The 18,834-nt window shown below is 32.4% G+C and carries 17 protein-coding genes; 11 read left to right on the plus strand and 6 right to left on the minus strand.

Annotation, left to right across the window (positions count from 1 at the left end):
* Positions 1–18: 18 nt before the first annotated feature.
* Positions 19–1,488 carry a ketol-acid reductoisomerase gene (gene ilvC / locus HYN56_RS17850; protein WP_109193412.1) on the plus strand — a complete coding sequence of 490 codons (1,470 nt, stop codon included), beginning with the start codon at positions 19–21 and terminating at the stop codon, positions 1,486–1,488.
* A gap of 496 nt (positions 1,489–1,984) precedes the next feature.
* Positions 1,985–3,895: an acetate--CoA ligase gene (acs, locus tag HYN56_RS17855; RefSeq protein ID WP_109193413.1), complete on the plus strand. Its 1,911-nt coding sequence runs from the start codon at positions 1,985–1,987 to the stop codon at positions 3,893–3,895.
* A gap of 88 nt (positions 3,896–3,983) precedes the next feature.
* On the opposite strand, the gene HYN56_RS17860 is transcribed toward acs, so the two are convergent.
* From HYN56_RS17860 to HYN56_RS17870, 3 genes are all read right to left on the minus strand, one after another.
* Positions 3,984–4,373: a hypothetical protein gene (locus tag HYN56_RS17860; protein ID WP_109193414.1), complete on the minus strand. Its 390-nt coding sequence runs from the start codon at positions 4,371–4,373 to the stop codon at positions 3,984–3,986.
* A gap of 321 nt (positions 4,374–4,694) precedes the next feature.
* Positions 4,695–5,483, minus strand: a complete 789-nt coding sequence (locus HYN56_RS17865) for an anti-sigma factor (RefSeq protein ID WP_109193415.1) — start codon at positions 5,481–5,483, stop codon at positions 4,695–4,697.
* Complete coding sequence (locus HYN56_RS17870) at positions 5,483–6,013, minus strand: RNA polymerase sigma factor (protein WP_109193416.1); 531 nt, start codon at positions 6,011–6,013, stop codon at positions 5,483–5,485. The genes HYN56_RS17865 and HYN56_RS17870 overlap by 1 nt, the downstream gene beginning before the upstream one ends.
* 284 nt (positions 6,014–6,297) lie before the next feature.
* Here HYN56_RS17870 and HYN56_RS25250 point away from each other — a divergent pair, with 284 nt between their 5' ends.
* Positions 6,298–6,420, plus strand: a complete 123-nt coding sequence (locus HYN56_RS25250; protein ID WP_262510124.1) for a hypothetical protein — start codon at positions 6,298–6,300, stop codon at positions 6,418–6,420.
* Between the two features lie 507 nt (positions 6,421–6,927).
* Positions 6,928–7,506, plus strand: a complete 579-nt coding sequence (locus HYN56_RS17875; RefSeq protein WP_109193417.1) for a glutathione peroxidase — start codon at positions 6,928–6,930, stop codon at positions 7,504–7,506.
* 195 nt (positions 7,507–7,701) lie between these two features.
* On the opposite strand, the gene HYN56_RS17880 is transcribed toward HYN56_RS17875, so the two are convergent.
* A complete protein-coding gene (locus HYN56_RS17880) occupies positions 7,702–8,199 on the minus strand; it encodes a GNAT family N-acetyltransferase (protein WP_109193418.1) in 498 nt (165 codons plus the stop codon).
* A 13-nt stretch (positions 8,200–8,212) separates the two neighbouring features.
* Positions 8,213–9,388: a thioredoxin family protein gene (locus tag HYN56_RS17885; protein WP_109193419.1), complete on the minus strand. Its 1,176-nt coding sequence runs from the start codon at positions 9,386–9,388 to the stop codon at positions 8,213–8,215.
* 177 nt (positions 9,389–9,565) lie between these two features.
* Between HYN56_RS17885 and menD the strand changes: the two genes are divergently transcribed.
* From menD to HYN56_RS17920, 7 genes are all read left to right on the plus strand, one after another.
* Entirely contained in the window at positions 9,566–11,227 is a 1,662-nt protein-coding gene (menD, locus tag HYN56_RS17890) for a 2-succinyl-5-enolpyruvyl-6-hydroxy-3-cyclohexene-1-carboxylic-acid synthase (protein ID WP_109193420.1), read from the plus strand.
* A 146-nt stretch (positions 11,228–11,373) separates the two neighbouring features.
* Positions 11,374–12,225: a CvfB family protein gene (locus HYN56_RS17895; RefSeq protein WP_109193421.1), complete on the plus strand. Its 852-nt coding sequence runs from the start codon at positions 11,374–11,376 to the stop codon at positions 12,223–12,225.
* Positions 12,226–13,015: 790 nt separating this feature from the next.
* Complete coding sequence (locus HYN56_RS17900; protein WP_012024845.1) at positions 13,016–13,849, plus strand: 1,4-dihydroxy-2-naphthoyl-CoA synthase; 834 nt, start codon at positions 13,016–13,018, stop codon at positions 13,847–13,849.
* A gap of 102 nt (positions 13,850–13,951) precedes the next feature.
* The gene (gene menA, locus HYN56_RS17905) at positions 13,952–14,914 is read left to right on the plus strand and encodes a 1,4-dihydroxy-2-naphthoate octaprenyltransferase (RefSeq protein ID WP_109193422.1); all 963 of its coding nucleotides are present in this window, start codon (positions 13,952–13,954) and stop codon (positions 14,912–14,914) included.
* Positions 14,915–14,944: 30 nt separating this feature from the next.
* Positions 14,945–15,622, plus strand: coding sequence for a metal-dependent hydrolase (locus HYN56_RS17910; protein WP_109193423.1), 678 nt, complete (start codon positions 14,945–14,947; stop codon positions 15,620–15,622).
* Between the two features lie 147 nt (positions 15,623–15,769).
* Positions 15,770–17,008 carry a tetratricopeptide repeat protein gene (locus HYN56_RS17915; protein ID WP_109193424.1) on the plus strand — a complete coding sequence of 413 codons (1,239 nt, stop codon included), beginning with the start codon at positions 15,770–15,772 and terminating at the stop codon, positions 17,006–17,008.
* A 57-nt stretch (positions 17,009–17,065) separates the two neighbouring features.
* The gene (locus HYN56_RS17920) at positions 17,066–18,103 is read left to right on the plus strand and encodes an o-succinylbenzoate synthase (RefSeq protein WP_109193425.1); all 1,038 of its coding nucleotides are present in this window, start codon (positions 17,066–17,068) and stop codon (positions 18,101–18,103) included.
* 169 nt (positions 18,104–18,272) lie between these two features.
* On the opposite strand, the gene HYN56_RS17925 is transcribed toward HYN56_RS17920, so the two are convergent.
* Complete coding sequence (locus tag HYN56_RS17925) at positions 18,273–18,821, minus strand: hypothetical protein (protein WP_109193426.1); 549 nt, start codon at positions 18,819–18,821, stop codon at positions 18,273–18,275.
* Positions 18,822–18,834 lie beyond the last annotated feature (13 nt).

Raw genomic sequence — 18,834 nt, forward strand, 5'->3', positions numbered from 1 at the left:
TTAAATATTAAAACAAAAATGGCAAATTATTTCAATACATTACCACTTAGATTACAATTAGAACAATTAGGGGTTTGCGAATTTATGGAGCAATCAGAATTTGCAGACGGAATTGCAGCATTAGCTGGAAAGAAAGTTGTGATCGTGGGTTGTGGAGCACAAGGTTTGAATCAAGGATTAAATATGAGAGATTCTGGTTTAGATATTTCTTATGCATTACGTGCAGATGCAATAGCTGAAAAAAGAGCTTCTTATAAAAATGCGACTGAAAATGGTTTCAATGTAGGAACTTATGAAGAATTGATTCCAACTGCAGACTTAGTTTGTAATCTTACACCAGACAAACAACATACAGCTGTGGTAACTGCTATTATGCCATTAATGAAAAAAGATTCTACTTTATCTTATTCTCATGGATTTAACATTGTAGAAGAAGGAATGCAGATTCGTAAAGACATCACTGTAATTATGTGTGCTCCTAAATGTCCAGGTTCTGAAGTACGTGAAGAGTACAAAAGAGGATTTGGAGTTCCAACTCTTATCGCAGTTCACCCGGAAAATGATCCAAACGGATTTGGTTTAGATCAGGCAAAAGCTTACGCTGTAGCAACTGGAGGTCACAGAGCGGGAGTTTTAAGATCATCTTTCGTAGCTGAAGTAAAATCAGATTTAATGGGAGAGCAAACTATTCTTTGTGGTTTATTGCAAACAGGATCTATTTTGTGTTTCGATAAAATGGTTGAAAAAGGAATCGATGCTGCTTACGCTTCAAAATTAATTCAGTACGGATGGGAAACTATTACTGAAGCTTTGAAACACGGAGGTATCACAAACATGATGGATCGTTTAAACAATCCTTCAAAAATTGAAGCTTACGAATTAGCTGAAGAATTAAAAGATATCATGCGTCCATTATTCCAAAAACACCAAGACGATATCATTTCTGGAGAATTCTCTAGAACTATGATGATTGACTGGGCAAATGATGACGTTAACTTGTTAAAATGGAGAGCTGCAACAGGAGAGACTAACTTCGAAAAAACAGCTCCACAAGAAGCTCCAATCTCAGAGCAAGAATATTTTGACAATGGAGTATTAATGATTGCAATGGTAAAAGCTGGTGTAGAATTAGCTTTCGAAACAATGACAGAAGCTGGTATCATCGAAGAATCTGCTTACTACGAGTCATTACACGAATTGCCATTAATTGCTAACACAATTGCAAGAAAGAAATTATTCGAAATGAACCGCGTAATTTCTGATACAGCTGAATACGGATGTTATTTATTTGATCATGCATGTAAGCCATTATTGACTGAATTCATGAAAAAAGTAGATACTAATATCATAGGAAAACCGTTTTCAACTTCAAATGCAGTTGATAATGCAGTATTAATTGCTGTAAATAGAGAAATTCGTCAACATCCTATCGAAGAAGTGGGAGCTTGGTTGAGAGAGTCTATGACAGCTATGAAGAAAATTGGATAATTAAAAAATTGGGAATTCCCGCAAAATTGGATTTTGCGGGATTTGCACTGTATCAATGATTTGTAATATTTTGAATTAGTAAGCACTTATTAAAGAGAATAGATATAGATGCATATTGCATTCACTTAGCTTCCGCGAGTGTAAGTTAAGTGAAGCTGATCCCTTATATTGGGGTATATTTGAAAAAATATACTTGTTGAAATTTCTGTTTTAATTAATAATGATGCTGCTATTTTCAAAGTAGAGAAAAGTATTGTAAAGCAGTTTACAAGATTAATTGTTATTGAAATTTGTTAAATTAAAAAAGGCATAATATCTATTTATTATGCCTTTTTTTGCCTTTCTATTTTGGTTTAAAAAATAAAATTTTAATTCAAATGCAAATAATTGTCATATTTTATTAAAAAAATGCTTTTTTTTGGTAAAATTTATGAATTAAATTGTTTTAAGAATACATTCAGATTTAATACATTTATAAAAAAATTCAACAACAAAGATGAGCTATTACAAAATTGAAAATTTAGAACAATATTTCAAGCATTACAATAAGTCAATAAGAGAGCCAAGAAAATTTTGGGGAAAAATAGCCGAAGAAAATTTCACATGGTACCAGCAATGGGAAAAAGTAGTTGATTTTAATATGGCTGAAGCTGAAGTAAAATGGTTTACAGATGCTAAAGTTAACATTACCAAAAACTGTATCGACAGACATTTAAGCAAAAGAGGAGACAAAACGGCAATTATTTTTGAGCCAAATGATCCTTCTGAAGAAGCTTTACATATAACGTATAACGAATTATACGAAAGAGTATCGAAAATGGCAAACGTTCTTCGCGAGCAAGGTGTTCGTAAAGGAGACAGAGTTTGTATTTATTTACCAATGATTCCTGAGTTAGCTGTTTCTGTTTTAGCCTGTGCCAGAATTGGAGCAATACATTCAGTTATTTTTGCAGGATTTTCTGCTTCTGCAGTTTCTGCCAGAATTAATGATTGTGAATGTAAAATGGTTATCACATCAGATGGTGGTTATAGAGGAAATAAAACAATTGACTTAAAAGGAATTGTTGATGAAGCTCTTGAAACTTGTCCTTCTGTAACTAAAGTTTTAGTAGCTAAAAGAACTAAGACTGAAGTTAAAATGAAAGAAGGCCGTGATATTTGGTTACAGCCATTATTAAACGCAGCTCTTGACAATAGCGTTGCTGAAATTATGGATGCTGAAGATCCGTTGTTTATCTTGTATACATCAGGATCAACAGGAAAGCCAAAAGGAATGGTGCATACTACAGCTGGTTACATGGTGTACACAGCTTATACTTTTAAAAATGTTTTCAGTTATGAAGAAAATGATATTTTCTGGTGTACAGCAGATATCGGATGGATTACAGGACATTCTTATATATTGTATGGACCATTATTAAATGGTGCGACTACTGTAATTTTTGAAGGAGTTCCATCTTATCCAGATTTCAGTCGTTTTTGGGATATTATCGAAAAACATAAAATTACACAATTCTATACAGCGCCTACAGCAATCCGTTCATTAGCAAAAGAAAGTTTAGATTATATCCAAAAATATCCTCTAAAATCGCTTAAAGTTATTGGATCTGTTGGAGAGCCAATTAACGAAGAAGCCTGGCACTGGTTCAATGACCACGTTGGTGATAAAAGATGTCCGGTTGTGGATACATGGTGGCAGACAGAAACAGGTGGAATTATGATTTCTCCAATTGCTTTTGTAACGCCAACAAAACCAACGTACGCAACATTGCCTTTACCTGGAATTCAGCCAGTATTGATGGATGAAAAACGTAACGAAATTGAAGGTAATCAGGTTGTTGGTAGTTTATGTATTAAATTTCCATGGCCTGGAATTGCCAGAACAATTTGGGGTAATCATGAACGTTATAAAGAAACTTATTTCTCTGCTTTCCCTGGAAAATACTTTACAGGTGACGGAGCTTTAAGAGATGAAGTTGGTTATTACAGAATTACCGGTAGAGTAGATGATGTCGTAATCGTTTCAGGACATAATTTAGGAACTGCTCCAATTGAGGATGCAATTAACGAACACCCTGCTGTAGCAGAATCTGCTATTGTAGGATTCCCTCATGATATTAAAGGAAATGCACTTTATGGTTATGTTATTCTGAAAGAAACCGGAGAGGTTAGAAACAAAGAGAATTTATCTAAAGAGATTAACCAGTATATTGCGGATCACATTGGTCCAATTGCAAAATTAGATAAGATTCAATTCGTTTCAGGTTTGCCAAAAACGCGTTCGGGAAAAATTATGCGTAGAATTTTACGTAAAATAGCTGAAGGAGATTTTTCTAATTTCGGAGATACTTCGACTTTATTGAATCCTGAAGTTGTAGAACAAATTATGAAAGACAGAATTTCTTAATTGAATATAATACTAAATAAAATGCCTCTTAATTTAAGAGGCATTTTATTTATATTTCAAAATTGATAATAGATTTAGCTTTCAGCTATTATGGTATTTTTAAATTAACATCATTTACAAAAACAAGAGATTGATTATTGCTTAAGTTGATTAGTGATAAAATACCATTTTTATTTTCGTTTATTCCGTTTATTTTAAAACAAAATTCATTTCCGTCTTTGTCCCTTAAAGTTATAAATTCGGCTCTGTCATCAGAGTAGTTTTGGCAATTATGTGAAATAGTATATTTATACATCACAGTCATTCTATCCTGATTATAATTATAAACTTTTCCATCCTGAGTAAAATACCATTTTATATTACGGTTTGTGTTTGAAAACCAATTTCCTACAATACGCTGTGATGAAGATTCCTGGTTTTGTGCAAAAACTCCTGAAACAAAGAATGATATTGGCAATATTAATAAGAGCTTTTTCATAGATTTTTGAATTTAAAAATGGATTACATATTTATTTTACTACTAGTATTCATTATAAAAGTACAGTTTTACTCAATCTAAAGAGTTCATGTGCCTGTAATTTTTGTTTAATACTGTGCTTGTTCTATCAAGTATTTAGTTTTATTACAATGATTCAAAAATACTTATTATAATTAATTTCGGTGTCTCTTAAAAGTCTAAATAATGTTGAAATAGGATTTTTGATGGTACCTGTTTTTGTAAATTTTTTACTTCTTCGAAGAAAAAAAAAGGAGCTATTTTAGAAAACAGCTCCTTTTATATTTTATGCGAAATTAAATTTTAAACTTTTCCTAAAGTATAAAGTTGTTCCATTGTTGGAGTTGGACTTCCGCCTGCAGGCTCTAAAGTAATTCCAAAAGCTTCCGCAGAATCGGTTTGGCTTACAGCAAAGATTTTTTGAGTATTTCCTTCAAAATTATCAAGTAAACCAATGCTGGTTGGAGTAAGAACCGGGCTTAATTTTAAAGACCAAACCTGATAAACCATTCCTTTAGGTGGTGTTGGAAGACCTGCGGCATCAATGTAGGTCGTTTTAGTTTGCTGGTTCCAGTATACTTTTGCAAAAGAAGTTGGAGAAACTGCCTGACCGCCAAGAGTAACCCCGGTGTTTTTAATGTCTCTAACAATACTTAAGTTCTTTTCAGTTTGCTTATTCTGCTGATCTAAGAAAGCATATTCCTTTTGAATTTTATTTTTCTCATTTCCAACTGTAGAAATAGCATCTTTTGTTTTAGATAGTTCTAAAGTTTGATATCCTAAACCTAGCAATAACAATACGGCAGCTGCCCAGCCTACATATTGAGACCAGTTTGAAGCTGGTTTCATATCGACTACTTTTCCATGTTTCAATTCCAGACGAGCTTTAATCTTCTCAAAATTCTCAACAGAATGGAAAGGAGAGAAGCTCGATGATAAAGCTATAACAGCTTTTTCTATTGAAATAATTTCCTGATCTACCTCAGGGTTGTTTTTTGCCAGTTCAGCTATTTCCAGATTTTCTTTTTCGCTTAATAAGCCGTAAACGTACAACTCTAGAATTCCTGATTCTATATATTCTTGTGCTTCCATTAGATTTTCAAATAATTACGTAAATCGTTAATACAGTTTCTGTTTTGTGTCTTGATAGTCCCCAGTGGCATTGCCAATTCTTCTGAAGCTTCTTGCTGGGTATATCCTTTAAAGAATAATAAATTAATGATCTCAATACATTTTGGTTTCAGTTTTTTGACAAATTCCTGAATTCCGATTGCATCAAGTTTATTGGTTAATTTATTACTGTCATCTAACAGATTTACGAAATTATCCGAGGAAAGGTTTTTTTGACTGTTATTAAAGTTTTTCGAACGAAGCTTGTCGATTGATGTATTTCGCGCAATATTAAGTATCCAGGTGTAAAATCGGCCTTTACTTTCATTATAAGAATCGATATTTTTCCAGATTTTGACGAAAACATCCTGAAGAACATCTTCTGCTTCTTCTCGATTTTTGATTAAGACGTGTATGACGGCAAATAAGCTTTTAGAGTACATATCGTACAAGTGAGTAAAAGCTTTTTCGTCTTTTTTGTAAATTAAAACTAATAATTCTTCTTGACTCATAGATTTGGATTTTTAGGTTTAAACTTGAAAACTTAGACATTTAGTGGTAACTGTTATAAAGATAATTCATTTTTTTTGGATTTTTTTTATTTTTTTTTGTAGTCCAAACCCTAGATAAATAAAGGGTTTTGAAAAAAACGATGTTTTTTTTTATTTTTTTTAAAACCAAAAACAATCCAATTACGTAAATGATTTTATAAGTAAGAAAAAGATCATAATAATTTGATTCTGAAATAACACACTTTAAAGAGTATATCGAAAGTCGTTCTTAAAAAAACAATATTATGGATAGCAAGCAAATAATAAAAATACTCATCGTCGGATTAACCACTGTATTAGCGATGACCGTTTTTAATGAGAACGACTTTAAAAAAGAATTGACTATTGTAAGACAATTTGAAATTTAGTTGAGATTGAAGAATTTATTATAAATAGATAAACTTTTAAGATTATGGATTTTATAAAAATATTCGATTTACTGGTTTACATTATAGTGTTTATTAAGCTCTATAGACAGTGAACTTTAATAATGTTCTTTAAATTTTTAGATAGAAAAAATAATATAGTTGATGTGCCCGGACTTCCAGATTGAAGACTTTTTAGTATGTCATAACGATTAAGTTAAGATTCAGATAGATACAATATTACAAGCCATTTGAAAATATTTTGAAAAGTGCGTTAGGCATTGGGGGATAAAAAGATTTTCGATATAACCGGGTCATCAACTATAATTTTTGAAGAGATATTTTACTAATAAGAGATTGCATAATAATTAATTCATGGTTTGATTTGTTTGTATGGGGGGAAGCCTAACGTCTGATTAACGTTAGGCTTCATTTTTTATTTAACTTTTGATTAATAAAATTTAAGTTTTAGTGAAATGTATTTTAGTTAATTTTATAAAAAATTATACGATGAAAAATATAGCAATTTTAGTTTGCAGTGCATTATTTATGATGGCCTCGCAAGTTCAGGCTCAAACGAGTCATAAACCTAAAAAAGAAATTATGGTAAAAGAAAACATTTATCAGTTTAAGGTCGAAGATTTATCCGGAGATACTTTTGACTTTGCGTCCTTGAAAGGCAAAAAAATAATGATTGTAAATACAGCTTCAAAATGTGGTTTAACTCCCCAATACAAAGATTTAGAAGCGATTTACAAAGAATATAAAGATAAAGGTTTTGTAATTGTAGGTTTTCCAGCCAATAATTTCGCTTCACAAGAGCCAGGAACAGCAAAAGAAATTGAAAGTTTCTGCCAGCAGAACTACGGTGTAACTTTCCCGATGATGAACAAAGTTTCAGTTAAAGGAAATGATATGTGTGAAGTATATAAATTCTTAACTCAGAAATCTAAAAACGGCTTACAAGATTCTGAAGTAGAATGGAATTTTCAAAAATACTTAATCAACGAAAAAGGGGAATTAGTAAAAGTAATTAAACCCAAAACTTTACCAACAGATCCGGAAGTTATCAATTGGATAAAAAGTTAAAATAACTTTCAAAACAAAAAAAGCCACAAATTTGTGGCTTTTTTGTCATTCTGAGGAACGAAGAATCACATTAGAAACTCGACAAAGATTGGAGAATTACTGAACGGAAATACTAGTGTGATTCTTCGTTCCTCAGAATGACAAAAAAATAAACTTTGCGAACTTTGCGTTTATCTTTGTGTCTTTGCGGTAAAATCACTTCAAAATCAGTTGCATAAAAACCAGATCCAGCCAGTGATCAAATTTATAGCCGACTTCCCGAATTGTTCCGGTTGCTACAAAACCAAATTTTTCATGAAAGGCAATACTTCCGGCATTATCGGCATCAATTGCACCAATCATAACGTGGAAACCTTGCTCTTTGGCTAAACGAATTAATTCTGTTAAAAGTTTAGAGCCAATTCCTTTTCCAATAATATTATCTACTACATAAACAGAATGCTCTACAGTATATTGATAGCCAATCTTTTCGCGAAACTGGCCATAACTCCCAAAACCAACGACTTCGCCATCTAAATCGGCAACCACAACAGGTAGATTTTTAGCCTTTTTATCTTCAAACCATTTTTGTTGCACTTCTAAGGTCTGAATTTCATAGCTATAATTGGCTGTTGTATGTAAAATGGAATGATTTACTATTTTTAATATCTTTTGCAAATCGTTTTCGGTAGCTGATCTTAAAATGATGCTCATTGTGTTTAGGTAATTATTTTTTGTTTAGTTCTGCCAGTAATGCATCTACATCTTTAGAATCCCAGCCCATTTCTTTAGCAAAGGCTTTGGCTTCTTTAGCGTATTCTAAAGCTTTCTTTTTATCTTTTATTTTGTTATAAAGTTTGGCTTCAAGCAAATTTCCATCATAAGAATCATTCAATTCTAAGGAATGATTTACCCAATAAATCGCTTTTTTTAAGCTTTCTGTATCGTTAATATGCTTCAAGTAAGTATTCCCGATATCTTTAAGAAAGCTCGCATCTTTCCAGGCCAATTTCTCAGTATCTTCAAGAGTGACTTTTTTGTAAAAATCCCATTTTTCAGTTCTTTCTGCCAAAGTTAAATCATATTTGAAAACTAATGAATCTGTTTTCTGCAAACGAATCGATTTTGCAACTTCTCTTTGTTTATAATAGTTTACAGTATCTAAATTATCTACTAAAGGACGAAGCAATTCATTAACAATACTTTCAATTTTTCGATCAATTCTACTTTGAGAAGCAACCGCAGCAAACTCTTTTTGATGTTTTAAAACATACTGAAATTCTCTTGATTTAATATCGGTAACACCATTTGCAATAACCCTCCAATTTAGTTCGCTGACCAACTGATTATCAGACTGTGTATTTAAATAGGTATGAGTTGCCGGAGATAATTCTGTTCTGTCTTTTCCTTTCTTTAAAGTATTTAAATAAGTGAAATATTTATCTGAATTACTCGGATCAATCATGAATTCCTTTTCTAAATACGGTAGCTGCATTTTCGGATTTAAAGAATATTTAAGCTCATTTAGAAACTCCGCTTTTTTCATTTCCCCTTTTAAGGCATAAATCAGCGTTTCATTGGCGTCTAAAAATAAAAAAGTTGGAAGTGATTTGGTACTGAATTTAGTCTTTAGCGCAATTCCTTCCTCTTTTTCGATGTTTTTATAAGTACAAACAAAATTTTTGTTCAGAAAATCAATTACGGCAGGATCGCTTAAAACTTCACTTTTCATCAAATTACAATGCGGACACCAATCTGCATAAAGCATCACAAAAAGCGGTTTTCCTTCTTTTTTGGCAGTTTCCAGTGCTGTTTTATACGGAATATCAACAGGAACAAATTGATTTTGAGAATGTACAGTTTGAAAAGTAACAGCTAAAAAGAGTAGTAAAAAGAAACGCATAATTAAGTCAGGCTTTTATTAATAATTCGATTTTACAAATATATCTCCTTTTTTGAGAAAGAGCCTTAATATATTCCTAATTGTAATATAAATAAACTGCGAACTTTGTAACTTTGTAAGCAAGATTAAGAAAAATCAAATTAGTGATTTTCTTTATAAAAGTAATACACGATCAGAATGATTTACCCCAAAATAGCGCTTGCACAAAGCATTATCGAAATTTTATCTGCCAAAGGCATTATCAATATTATTATTTCTCCAGGATCCAGAAATGCCCCTTTAACGATTGGATTTGCTCAAAATCCTAATTTTAAATGTTATAGTATCGCAGACGAAAGATGCGCCGCTTTTTTCGCATTAGGAATCGCACAGCAAACTAAACAACCGACTGCTGTTGTTTGTACTTCAGGATCAGCTTTATTAAATTATTATCCCGCTTTCGCGGAAGCATTCTACAGTGAGATTCCTTTAATTGTAATTTCTGCTGATCGTCCACAGAGCAAAATAGATATTGGTGACGGACAAACGATTCGTCAGCAAAATGTATTTTTGAATCATTCGGTTTTTAATGCTAATCTTACGGAGGAAGCTTCAGAAGAAAATGATTTAAAAATCAATCAGGCGATTGAGGCTGCAATTCTGAAAAAAGGACCTGTACACATTAATGCGCCTTTTGAAGAACCTTTGTATGAAACTACAGAAGAACTTTCGGTTCAACCGAAAATCACCAATTTCATTTCTGGTATCAGCACAAAAAATATAGAAAATAGTGACGAATTTGTTTCTGTTTGGAATAAAGCGAAAAGAAAATTAGTTCTGGTTGGAGTTAATGAAGCGAATACAATTGACAAGGAAATTATAGAAAATTTAGCTTCAGATCCTTCAATTGTGGTACTTACAGAAACAACTTCTAATCTTCATCATCCTAATTTTATTAATAGTATTGATACTTTAATTACACCTTTTGATGATTCTGATTTTAAAGAGTTTAATCCGGAAGTTTTAATCACTTTTGGTGGAATGGTAGTTTCAAAAAGAATTAAAGCTTTTTTACGAAAATACAAACCAGAGCATCATTGGCATATTGATACTTTGCGTGCTTACGATACATTTGGAGCGTTAACGAAACATGTCGAAATGCAGCCAAATGATTTCTTTAAAGATTTACTTTCAAAAACGACATTTGTAGAAAGTGATTATTTTGAAAATATTGATTCTGTATATAAAGAAAGACTGGAAAAGAGAAAAGAATATTTAAGTCAAATTGGTTTTTCAGATTTTAAAGTTTTCGAAAAAGTGATAGAATCGCTTCCTAAAAACAGTCAGCTTCAGGTTAGTAATAGTTCCGCAATTCGTTATGCACAATTAATTGATATTGATGAATCGATTGAAGTTTTCTGCAATCGCGGCACCAGTGGAATTGACGGAAGTACATCTACAGCAATTGGTGCGGCAGTTGGGAATTCAAAACAAAATATTTTTATTACCGGCGATATCAGCTTTTTGTACGACAGTAATGCGCTTTGGAATGCTTATATTCCTAAAAACTTTAAAATTATTTTAGTAAATAATGGAGGAGGAGGAATTTTCAGAATTCTTCCGGGACATCAGGAAAAACCGGTCTTCAATACTTATTTTGAAACTTCGCATCATTTAACTGCAGAACATTTAGCTAAGATGTATCACTGTAATTATTTTGTTGCTAATGATTCAGAAAGCTTAAATACAGGTATAGAATTTCTATATCAAAGTGATGATGCTCCGACAATATTGGAGATTTTTACACCAACAACTGAAAATGATGTTATTCTAAAACAATATTTTAAGAGTTTAAATTAATTCTCTTTACCTATTAGAATTAAATAAAAAGTGTCGTTTTGCGGCACTTTTTATTTTATGTTAAACATTTTTGATTTAACATTTTCAAACTTCGTACCTTTGCATGACAAAACTTAGTTGTATAATCAACTTAGAATATTAAAAAAATGCTTGAAATAGGAAAATACAATACTCTAACTATATTACGTGATACCAAAGTAGGTCTGTTTTTAGGTAATCCTGAAATTGATCCAGAAGGTGTTCACGATGTTTTATTGCCAAATAAATATGTTCCAAAAGAGTTTGAAATCGGAGAAGAATTAATCGTTTTTGTTTATCTGGATCACGAACAACGACCGGTTGCAACCACTTTAGTACCTTATATTTTATTGAATGAATTTGCTCTTTTGCGTGTAAATTATATCAATAATGTTGGGGCTTTTATGGATTGGGGAATGGAAAAAGATATTCTGGTTCCGTTCAAAGAACAAGCCCGTCCAATGGAAAAAGGCAAACGTTATTTGGTTTATTTGTACATGGACAAACAGACTAATCGTTTGGTTGCATCAAGTAAAACCAATCAGTTTTTGAGCAATGACGATTTAACAGTTGAAAAAGGAGAAGAAGTAGATTTAATCGTTTCTCATATTACCGATATGGGAATCAATGTAATTATCAACGAACAACACAAAGGTCTTTTGTACAAAGACGAAGTTTATGATGATTCTATCAGAACTGGTCAAAGATTACGTGGTTATATCAAAAACATTCGTCCTGATAACAAAATTGATGTTGCGCTTCAGGCTCAGGGAGTTGAAAGTATCGAACCGAATGCAGAAAAAATCTTAAGTGAATTAAGAGCAAGCAGAGGTTTTCTAAGGTTAAACGATAATTCCCATCCCGAAGACATCAAGACTGTTTTAAAAATGAGTAAAAAATCATTTAAAAAAGCAATTGGAACCTTATACAAAGAAAGACTTATTGAAATAAAGGAAGACGGAATTTATTTAATAAATTAAATTTCCAATATTTCGAATTCCAAATTACAAAAATAGCTTTAACACAAAGTATTGGAATTTGGAATTTTCATTTTTGGAATTTGCGAAAGTATATATAACACAAAAGGCTGCTCATTACGAGCAGCCTTTTGCTTTTTATTCTAGTTTTAAAAAAAATTGTAATTAAAAAAAAACAGAAATAAAATAATTCGAATCCATCTCAGAATAATAGCTTTACGTATTTTAGAGATTATCCTATTGACGGTATGTCTTTTAAACAATTAATGCAAATATCTTAAAAGCAAAAAGAGAATTTCACGGCTGCTCCATTGGTTTATAAAATAACTTTTAGAAAGTGTGAATTAGTACTTTTTCCTCTTTTCGTTATCCTTTATATACTAATCATAGTTACAATTCTAACCTTTAACCTTAGGTGTTACTTTTTTCTTTTTGAAGTTTCGACAAACACATAAATCATTTGCTCTTTAGTTTGAGGTTTGTTAGTGAAAACCCTAAAAAAATGAGCGACAAATTTTTTAAATTTTCTCAAAAAAATCATTTTTTAGGTTAATAAATCAGTGAAAGAAAATCAATCTGAAATCAAGTAAATAAAATGTATCTCGTTGATTTCTAGGATGTAAAATTAATTATTATTTTTCTAAACTAATGTTAAAAAATGTTATTTTTTGTAAGTAAATACCAATTGTTAACATTGTGTGGCGATTTCGTTAAGACTTAACCCAAATTGAGTAGGTAAAATTGTAAAAATGCCTTATTTTTACCGTATAATTATTTAAACAAAAAAATCAAAATGGATTGGATTACAGCCAGAGAATTTGAAGATATAACTTATAAAAAATGCAATGGAGTAGCGAGAATTGCCTTTAACAGACCAAATGTTAGAAATGCTTTCCGCCCTAAAACCACTTCAGAATTATACCAGGCTTTTTATGATGCACAAGAAGACACTTCAATTGGAGTTGTTTTACTTTCTGCTGAAGGGCCTTCAACAAAAGACGGAGTTTATTCTTTTTGCAGTGGAGGAGACCAAAATGCACGTGGACATCAGGGATATGTAGGAGATGATGGTCAGCACCGTTTAAATATACTGGAAGTACAGCGTTTAATTCGTTTTATGCCTAAAGTTGTTATTGCAGTTGTTCCGGGATGGGCAGTTGGAGGCGGACATAGTTTACACGTAGTTTGCGATATGACACTTGCCAGTAAAGAACATGCTATTTTTAAACAAACAGATGCCGACGTAACTAGTTTTGATGGAGGTTACGGATCTGCTTATTTAGCAAAAATGGTAGGTCAGAAAAAAGCTCGTGAAATCTTTTTCTTAGGTAGAAATTATTCCGCACAGGAAGCTTTTGAAATGGGAATGGTAAATGCCGTAATTCCGCACGACGAATTGGAAGCTACTGCGTACGAATGGGCACAGGAAATTCTTCAAAAGTCGCCAACTTCGATCAAAATGCTAAAATTCGCTATGAACTTAACAGATGACGGTATGGTTGGACAGCAGGTTTTTGCAGGAGAAGCAACTCGTTTAGCTTATATGACAGAAGAAGCAAAAGAAGGAAGAAATGCTTTCTTAGAAAAGAGAAAACCGAACTTTGGGGAAAATAAATGGTTGCCATAATAATTTTAGATTTCTGATTTCAGATATTAGATTTTCAATCTATCTATTTTTAATCAGAATGTAATAATCTAAAATCGACATTCTAAAATCTAAAATTACAATATGAAACATTGGATTGAAGCCGCAAGATTGCGCACATTGCCTTTATCAGTTTCCGGAATTATAGTTGGAAGTATATACGCCTTATCAAATCCAACAGAAACTATTAACACACCGACAGAAGTATTCAGTTGGAAGATTTTTGGTTTCGCACTTTTAACAACATTAGGTTTACAGGTTTTATCCAATTTTGCCAATGATTATGGTGATGGAGTAAAAGGTACTGATAACGCAGATCGGGTAGGACCGCAGCGTGCTATTCAGAGTGGTGTTATTACGCCTCAAGCCATGAAAAAAGCCATTATAATTACTTCTTTACTAACTTTATTGTCTGCCATAATCTTGATTTATTTTGCTTTTGGCAAAGATAACTTTGGATATTCAATTTTCTTTTTACTATTGGGAATTGCTGCAATTGTAGCAGCTATTAAGTATACGGTTGGAAACGGAGCTTATGGTTACAGAGGATTTGGAGATGTATTCGTTTTCATTTTCTTTGGATTGGTCAGTACTTTAGGAGTGAATTTTTTATATGCGAAAGAGGTTGATCCGCTTTTGATTCTGCCAGCCATTTCAATTGGATTATTGAGTGTTGGGGTTTTGAATTTGAACAATATGCGTGATCAGGAATCGGATAAAAAAGCAGGAAAAAATACGATTGTAGTACAAATAGGCGCTGCAAATGCTAAAATTTACCATTATACTTTGATCGTTACAGCAATGCTTTTAGTAGTCGTTTTTGCTATTCTGAGCGATTACAACTTTGATCAATATTTGTTTATATTGGCTTATATTCCTTTAACTAAGCATTTAATTACAGTTTATAAAAATCAGGATCCTAAGTTGTTAGATCCGGAATTAAAAAAACTGGCGTTGAGCACTTTTTTACTTTCAATCCTACTAACCGTTTGTATGATTTCGTTGATTTCGGACATCATTGTGAACTTGTTTTTAGGCGGAAGATAGAAACAACTTTAAACTTAAAATTAGATAAAAATGAAAATCACATATTACGGACATGCTTCTTTGGCAATTGAAGTAGGAGGAAAAAATATTATTGTAGATCCTTTTATTACCGGAAATCCAAAAGCTTCCGGAATTGATATTAATGTAATAAAAGCAGATTATATTTTGGTTACGCATGCACATGGCGATCACGTTTTGGATGTTGAGGCCATTGCAAAAAATACAAATGCAGTGATTGTTTCCAATGCAGAAATTGCAACTTACTACGGAAATAAAGGATTCAATTCACATCCAATGAATCACGGTGGAAGCTGGAAATTTGATTTCGGAAAAGTAAAATATGTAAACGCAATTCATTCCAGCAGTTTTCCTGACGGAACTTACGGTGGAAATCCTGGGGGTTTTGTAATTGAAGGCGAGCATAAAAACATTTACATCGCGGGAGATACCGCTTTAACTTACGACATGAAATTGATTCCGCTTCGTACAGAATTAGATTTAGTAATTCTTCCAATTGGAGATAATTTCACAATGGATGTAGAGGATGCGATTATCGCTTCAGATTTTGTAGAATGTGACAAAATTTTAGGGTATCACTTTGATACTTTCGGTTATATCGAAATTAATCATGAAGAAGCTATTCGTAAATTCTTCGATAAAGGAAAAGATTTGATGCTTTTAGAAATAGGAGAATCAATAGAATTATAATTATCATGCAAAAATGTAGTCGAAAGCAGAAAGTAATCTCGCTTTCGACTACATGTTTTTAAAGCAATCTGCTTCATCAGAAAGTTATTTGGCACAATCTATGTTATTGAAATACTGGAGTTTTTAAAATAAAAATCATTTTAATCTGTGAAATCTGTGGCAATTAAGGCATCCTCACAAAAATCAACTTTCAAAAAAATATTCCTTTCTCTTTTTATTGTGGTTTCTTATAACGTTTTTGCTCAAAAAGACGGTTATTGGGACAAAGAACGAGCAACGACAAAAGAAATTATGGTTCCGGCTCGTGATAGAATCTCTATTGCGACAGAAGATTTGCCGGTTGGAACTACAGAAATCGTTTATCGAATTACACTTTTAGATAAAAATCAGGAAATGGCTAATAGCCTGGTTTCTTTATTAAAAGCAATTCCTGATCCGTCTGGGGTAAGTCAGGGATCGGCTGGTGCGGTTTTCTTAATGTCTAAAATTTCAGGAGACGACCAATGTACCTATTCAATTTTTACCTCAAACGAAAATGCTAAAAAGTACGTTTCTGACGGTAAAATCACGAACGCTTGTTATTCTCAGGCAGAGCCAGTTAGTAAAGACGCAAAACGTTTGTCGGTTAACAAATCATCTTGTTTAAAAGAAAACATCAGTACAATCTGGTTTGGTTTTGAAAGTAAAAACTGGATTTTAAGCCAAAAAGTAGTCTTAGAAGTAGTCCCTTGGGTTGATACTAAGCTGAACCGTGGCTGGAATCAGGATAATAAAAACGAAATCATAAGTTTGTGCAAAACGTCTACAATGGCACAAAAAATGGCTAATTCTGACGATTTTTGCGTTTGTATTTTAAACAAAATCATGAAACAATATCGTTATGATGAGTTTCAGAAACTACTGGCTGTTGAAAAAACAAAAGTGTATAAAGATTTTGGAAATTCTTGTTACAAAGATGCTGATATCTCTAAAAATGTTTTTAATGATTTAAGAAAACAGGCGTCATCTTTAATCAAAACACAAAAATACAATGAAGCGATTCCGAAATTAAACACTATTGTTAACGAAGGAAAAGCAACCGCTTTAGATTACAGTTCTCTGGGATATTGTTATATTCTGACCAAACAATATGCAAAAGCATTAAAAGTACTTCAGGACGGAGAAAAACTGGATGATACGGAACTTATGGTAAAATTGAATTTGGCTCATGTTTATTTGGTAAGCAACGATTACAGCGCTGCTAAAACTATTTATAAAAAATACCAAACACAAAATGTTACTGACAGTTTAAGCTGGATTGAGAAAACAAAACTCGATTTTCAGACCTTTGAAAAAGCAGGTTTGCCTTCAAAAGATTTTGAGAAAATCTTAAAATTATACAACTAAGTTGCTTAAAAAAAACTTAGCCTCTCAGTACCCAATTATTTTAGCATTAAAAAGAAAATGAACGCATCTTATCATAAATATTTATTACAATTTAAAAGGCCATCCGGAACTTCGAGAGGAATTATGACCGAAAAAGAAACCTGGTTTATAATTCTGGAAGAAAATGGTAAAAAAGGAATAGGAGAGTGTGGAATCCTTCGCGGACTAAGCGTCGATGATCGTGATGATTATGAAGAAAAACTAAAATGGGCCTGTGATAATATTCATTTAGGAGAAAAAGCACTTTGGGAAGCTTTATTAGAATTTCCATCCATTCAATTTGGCATTGAAATGGCTTTTTTATCGTTAAAGAGTGAAAATCCATATCTTTTATTTCCTTCAGATTTTACTAACAATGTGAGTTCAATCAATATAAACGGTTTGGTTTGGATGGGAGAATCTGCTTTTATGAAACAGCAAATTGAGGACAAGTTAGCTAATGGATTCAATTGCATAAAACTTAAAATTGGTGCAATCGATTTTGAAAAAGAATTGGAATTATTAGCATTTATAAGAAGTCATTTTTCAGCGGAAGAAATAGAAATTCGTGTTGATGCAAATGGAGCCTTTTCTGTAAGTGAAGCTTTAAATAAATTAATTCAATTAAATCAATTTCAATTACATAGTATTGAACAACCGATAAAAAAAGGAAATGTAAAAGAAATGGCAAGGCTTTGTGAAGAGACACCACTTCCAATTGCATTAGATGAAGAGCTTATTGGTGTATTTTCGTTTGAAGAAAAAGAAAAATTACTGCAAGAAATAAAACCACAATATATTATTTTGAAACCAAGTTTTATTGGAGGTTTTAAAGGAACACAAGAATGGATTTCATTAGCAGATAAATACAATATCGGTTGGTGGATCACTTCAGCTTTAGAAAGTAATATTGGTCTGAATGCAATAGCGCAGTGGACTTTCCTTCAAAATTCAGAAATGCCACAAGGTTTAGGAACCGGTGCATTATATACTAATAATATAGATTGTCCATTAGAAGTCAAAAATGGACGACTTTGGTATAATTTAGACAAAGAGTGGCAAAAGGATTTTTTTTAAGATTCAGAGTGACAAAGTAGCAAAGTGACAAAGTAAAAAAGGTACAGAGTAAAAAAACTTTGTACCTTTTTTTTTGTTATTAATTAAGAAAAGTAAGGGAGACAAAGTTTCAACAAAAGCTAAAAACTCTGCAACTTTGCTACTTTGTCACTCTGAACCTTAAAAAAAATCACTCTTTTCCGCCTAATAGACTATCCTGCCAGTCTTTCAATTCCTGCCATTTTCCCTGGTAAGCCATTAAAGCCTGTTTTGCCCATGTGCTTGGATTGTGTATGGCGTAATTCTCGCCACCTGCATCAAGTATAGATTGTAATTTTTCTGTTGAAGCCTGAGAAAGATCATACCACGTTTTGATTCCGGCATCGTTAAACAAAGCTTCTATTTTTGGTCCGATTCCCTCGACAATTTTCAGGTCATTTTCTTTGATTTTCTTGCCGAGCACCGTTGCTGCCAATTCACTGTTAAATGGAATTACAGTTGGAGCGCTTGCTGCAAACGATTGTGGTGCAGGTTTAGATTTTGCTGCCGCTAAATCTGCTTCTAAAGTTGAAATCCTTCCATTTAGATTTCGGGTATTAGCTTTACAGGCATCCAAATCGGCCTGAAGTGACAATGCAAGAGAATCATCATTTTTCGAATTCATTTTTCCTAGTAAGTAGCCTAAAATTCCACAGATTAGTCCTACTAGTGCAGGTATTAAGATACAAGGTATATTCATGATCGTATGTTTT

The organism is Flavobacterium crocinum, assembly GCF_003122385.1.
Lineage (GTDB): Bacteria > Bacteroidota > Bacteroidia > Flavobacteriales > Flavobacteriaceae > Flavobacterium > Flavobacterium crocinum.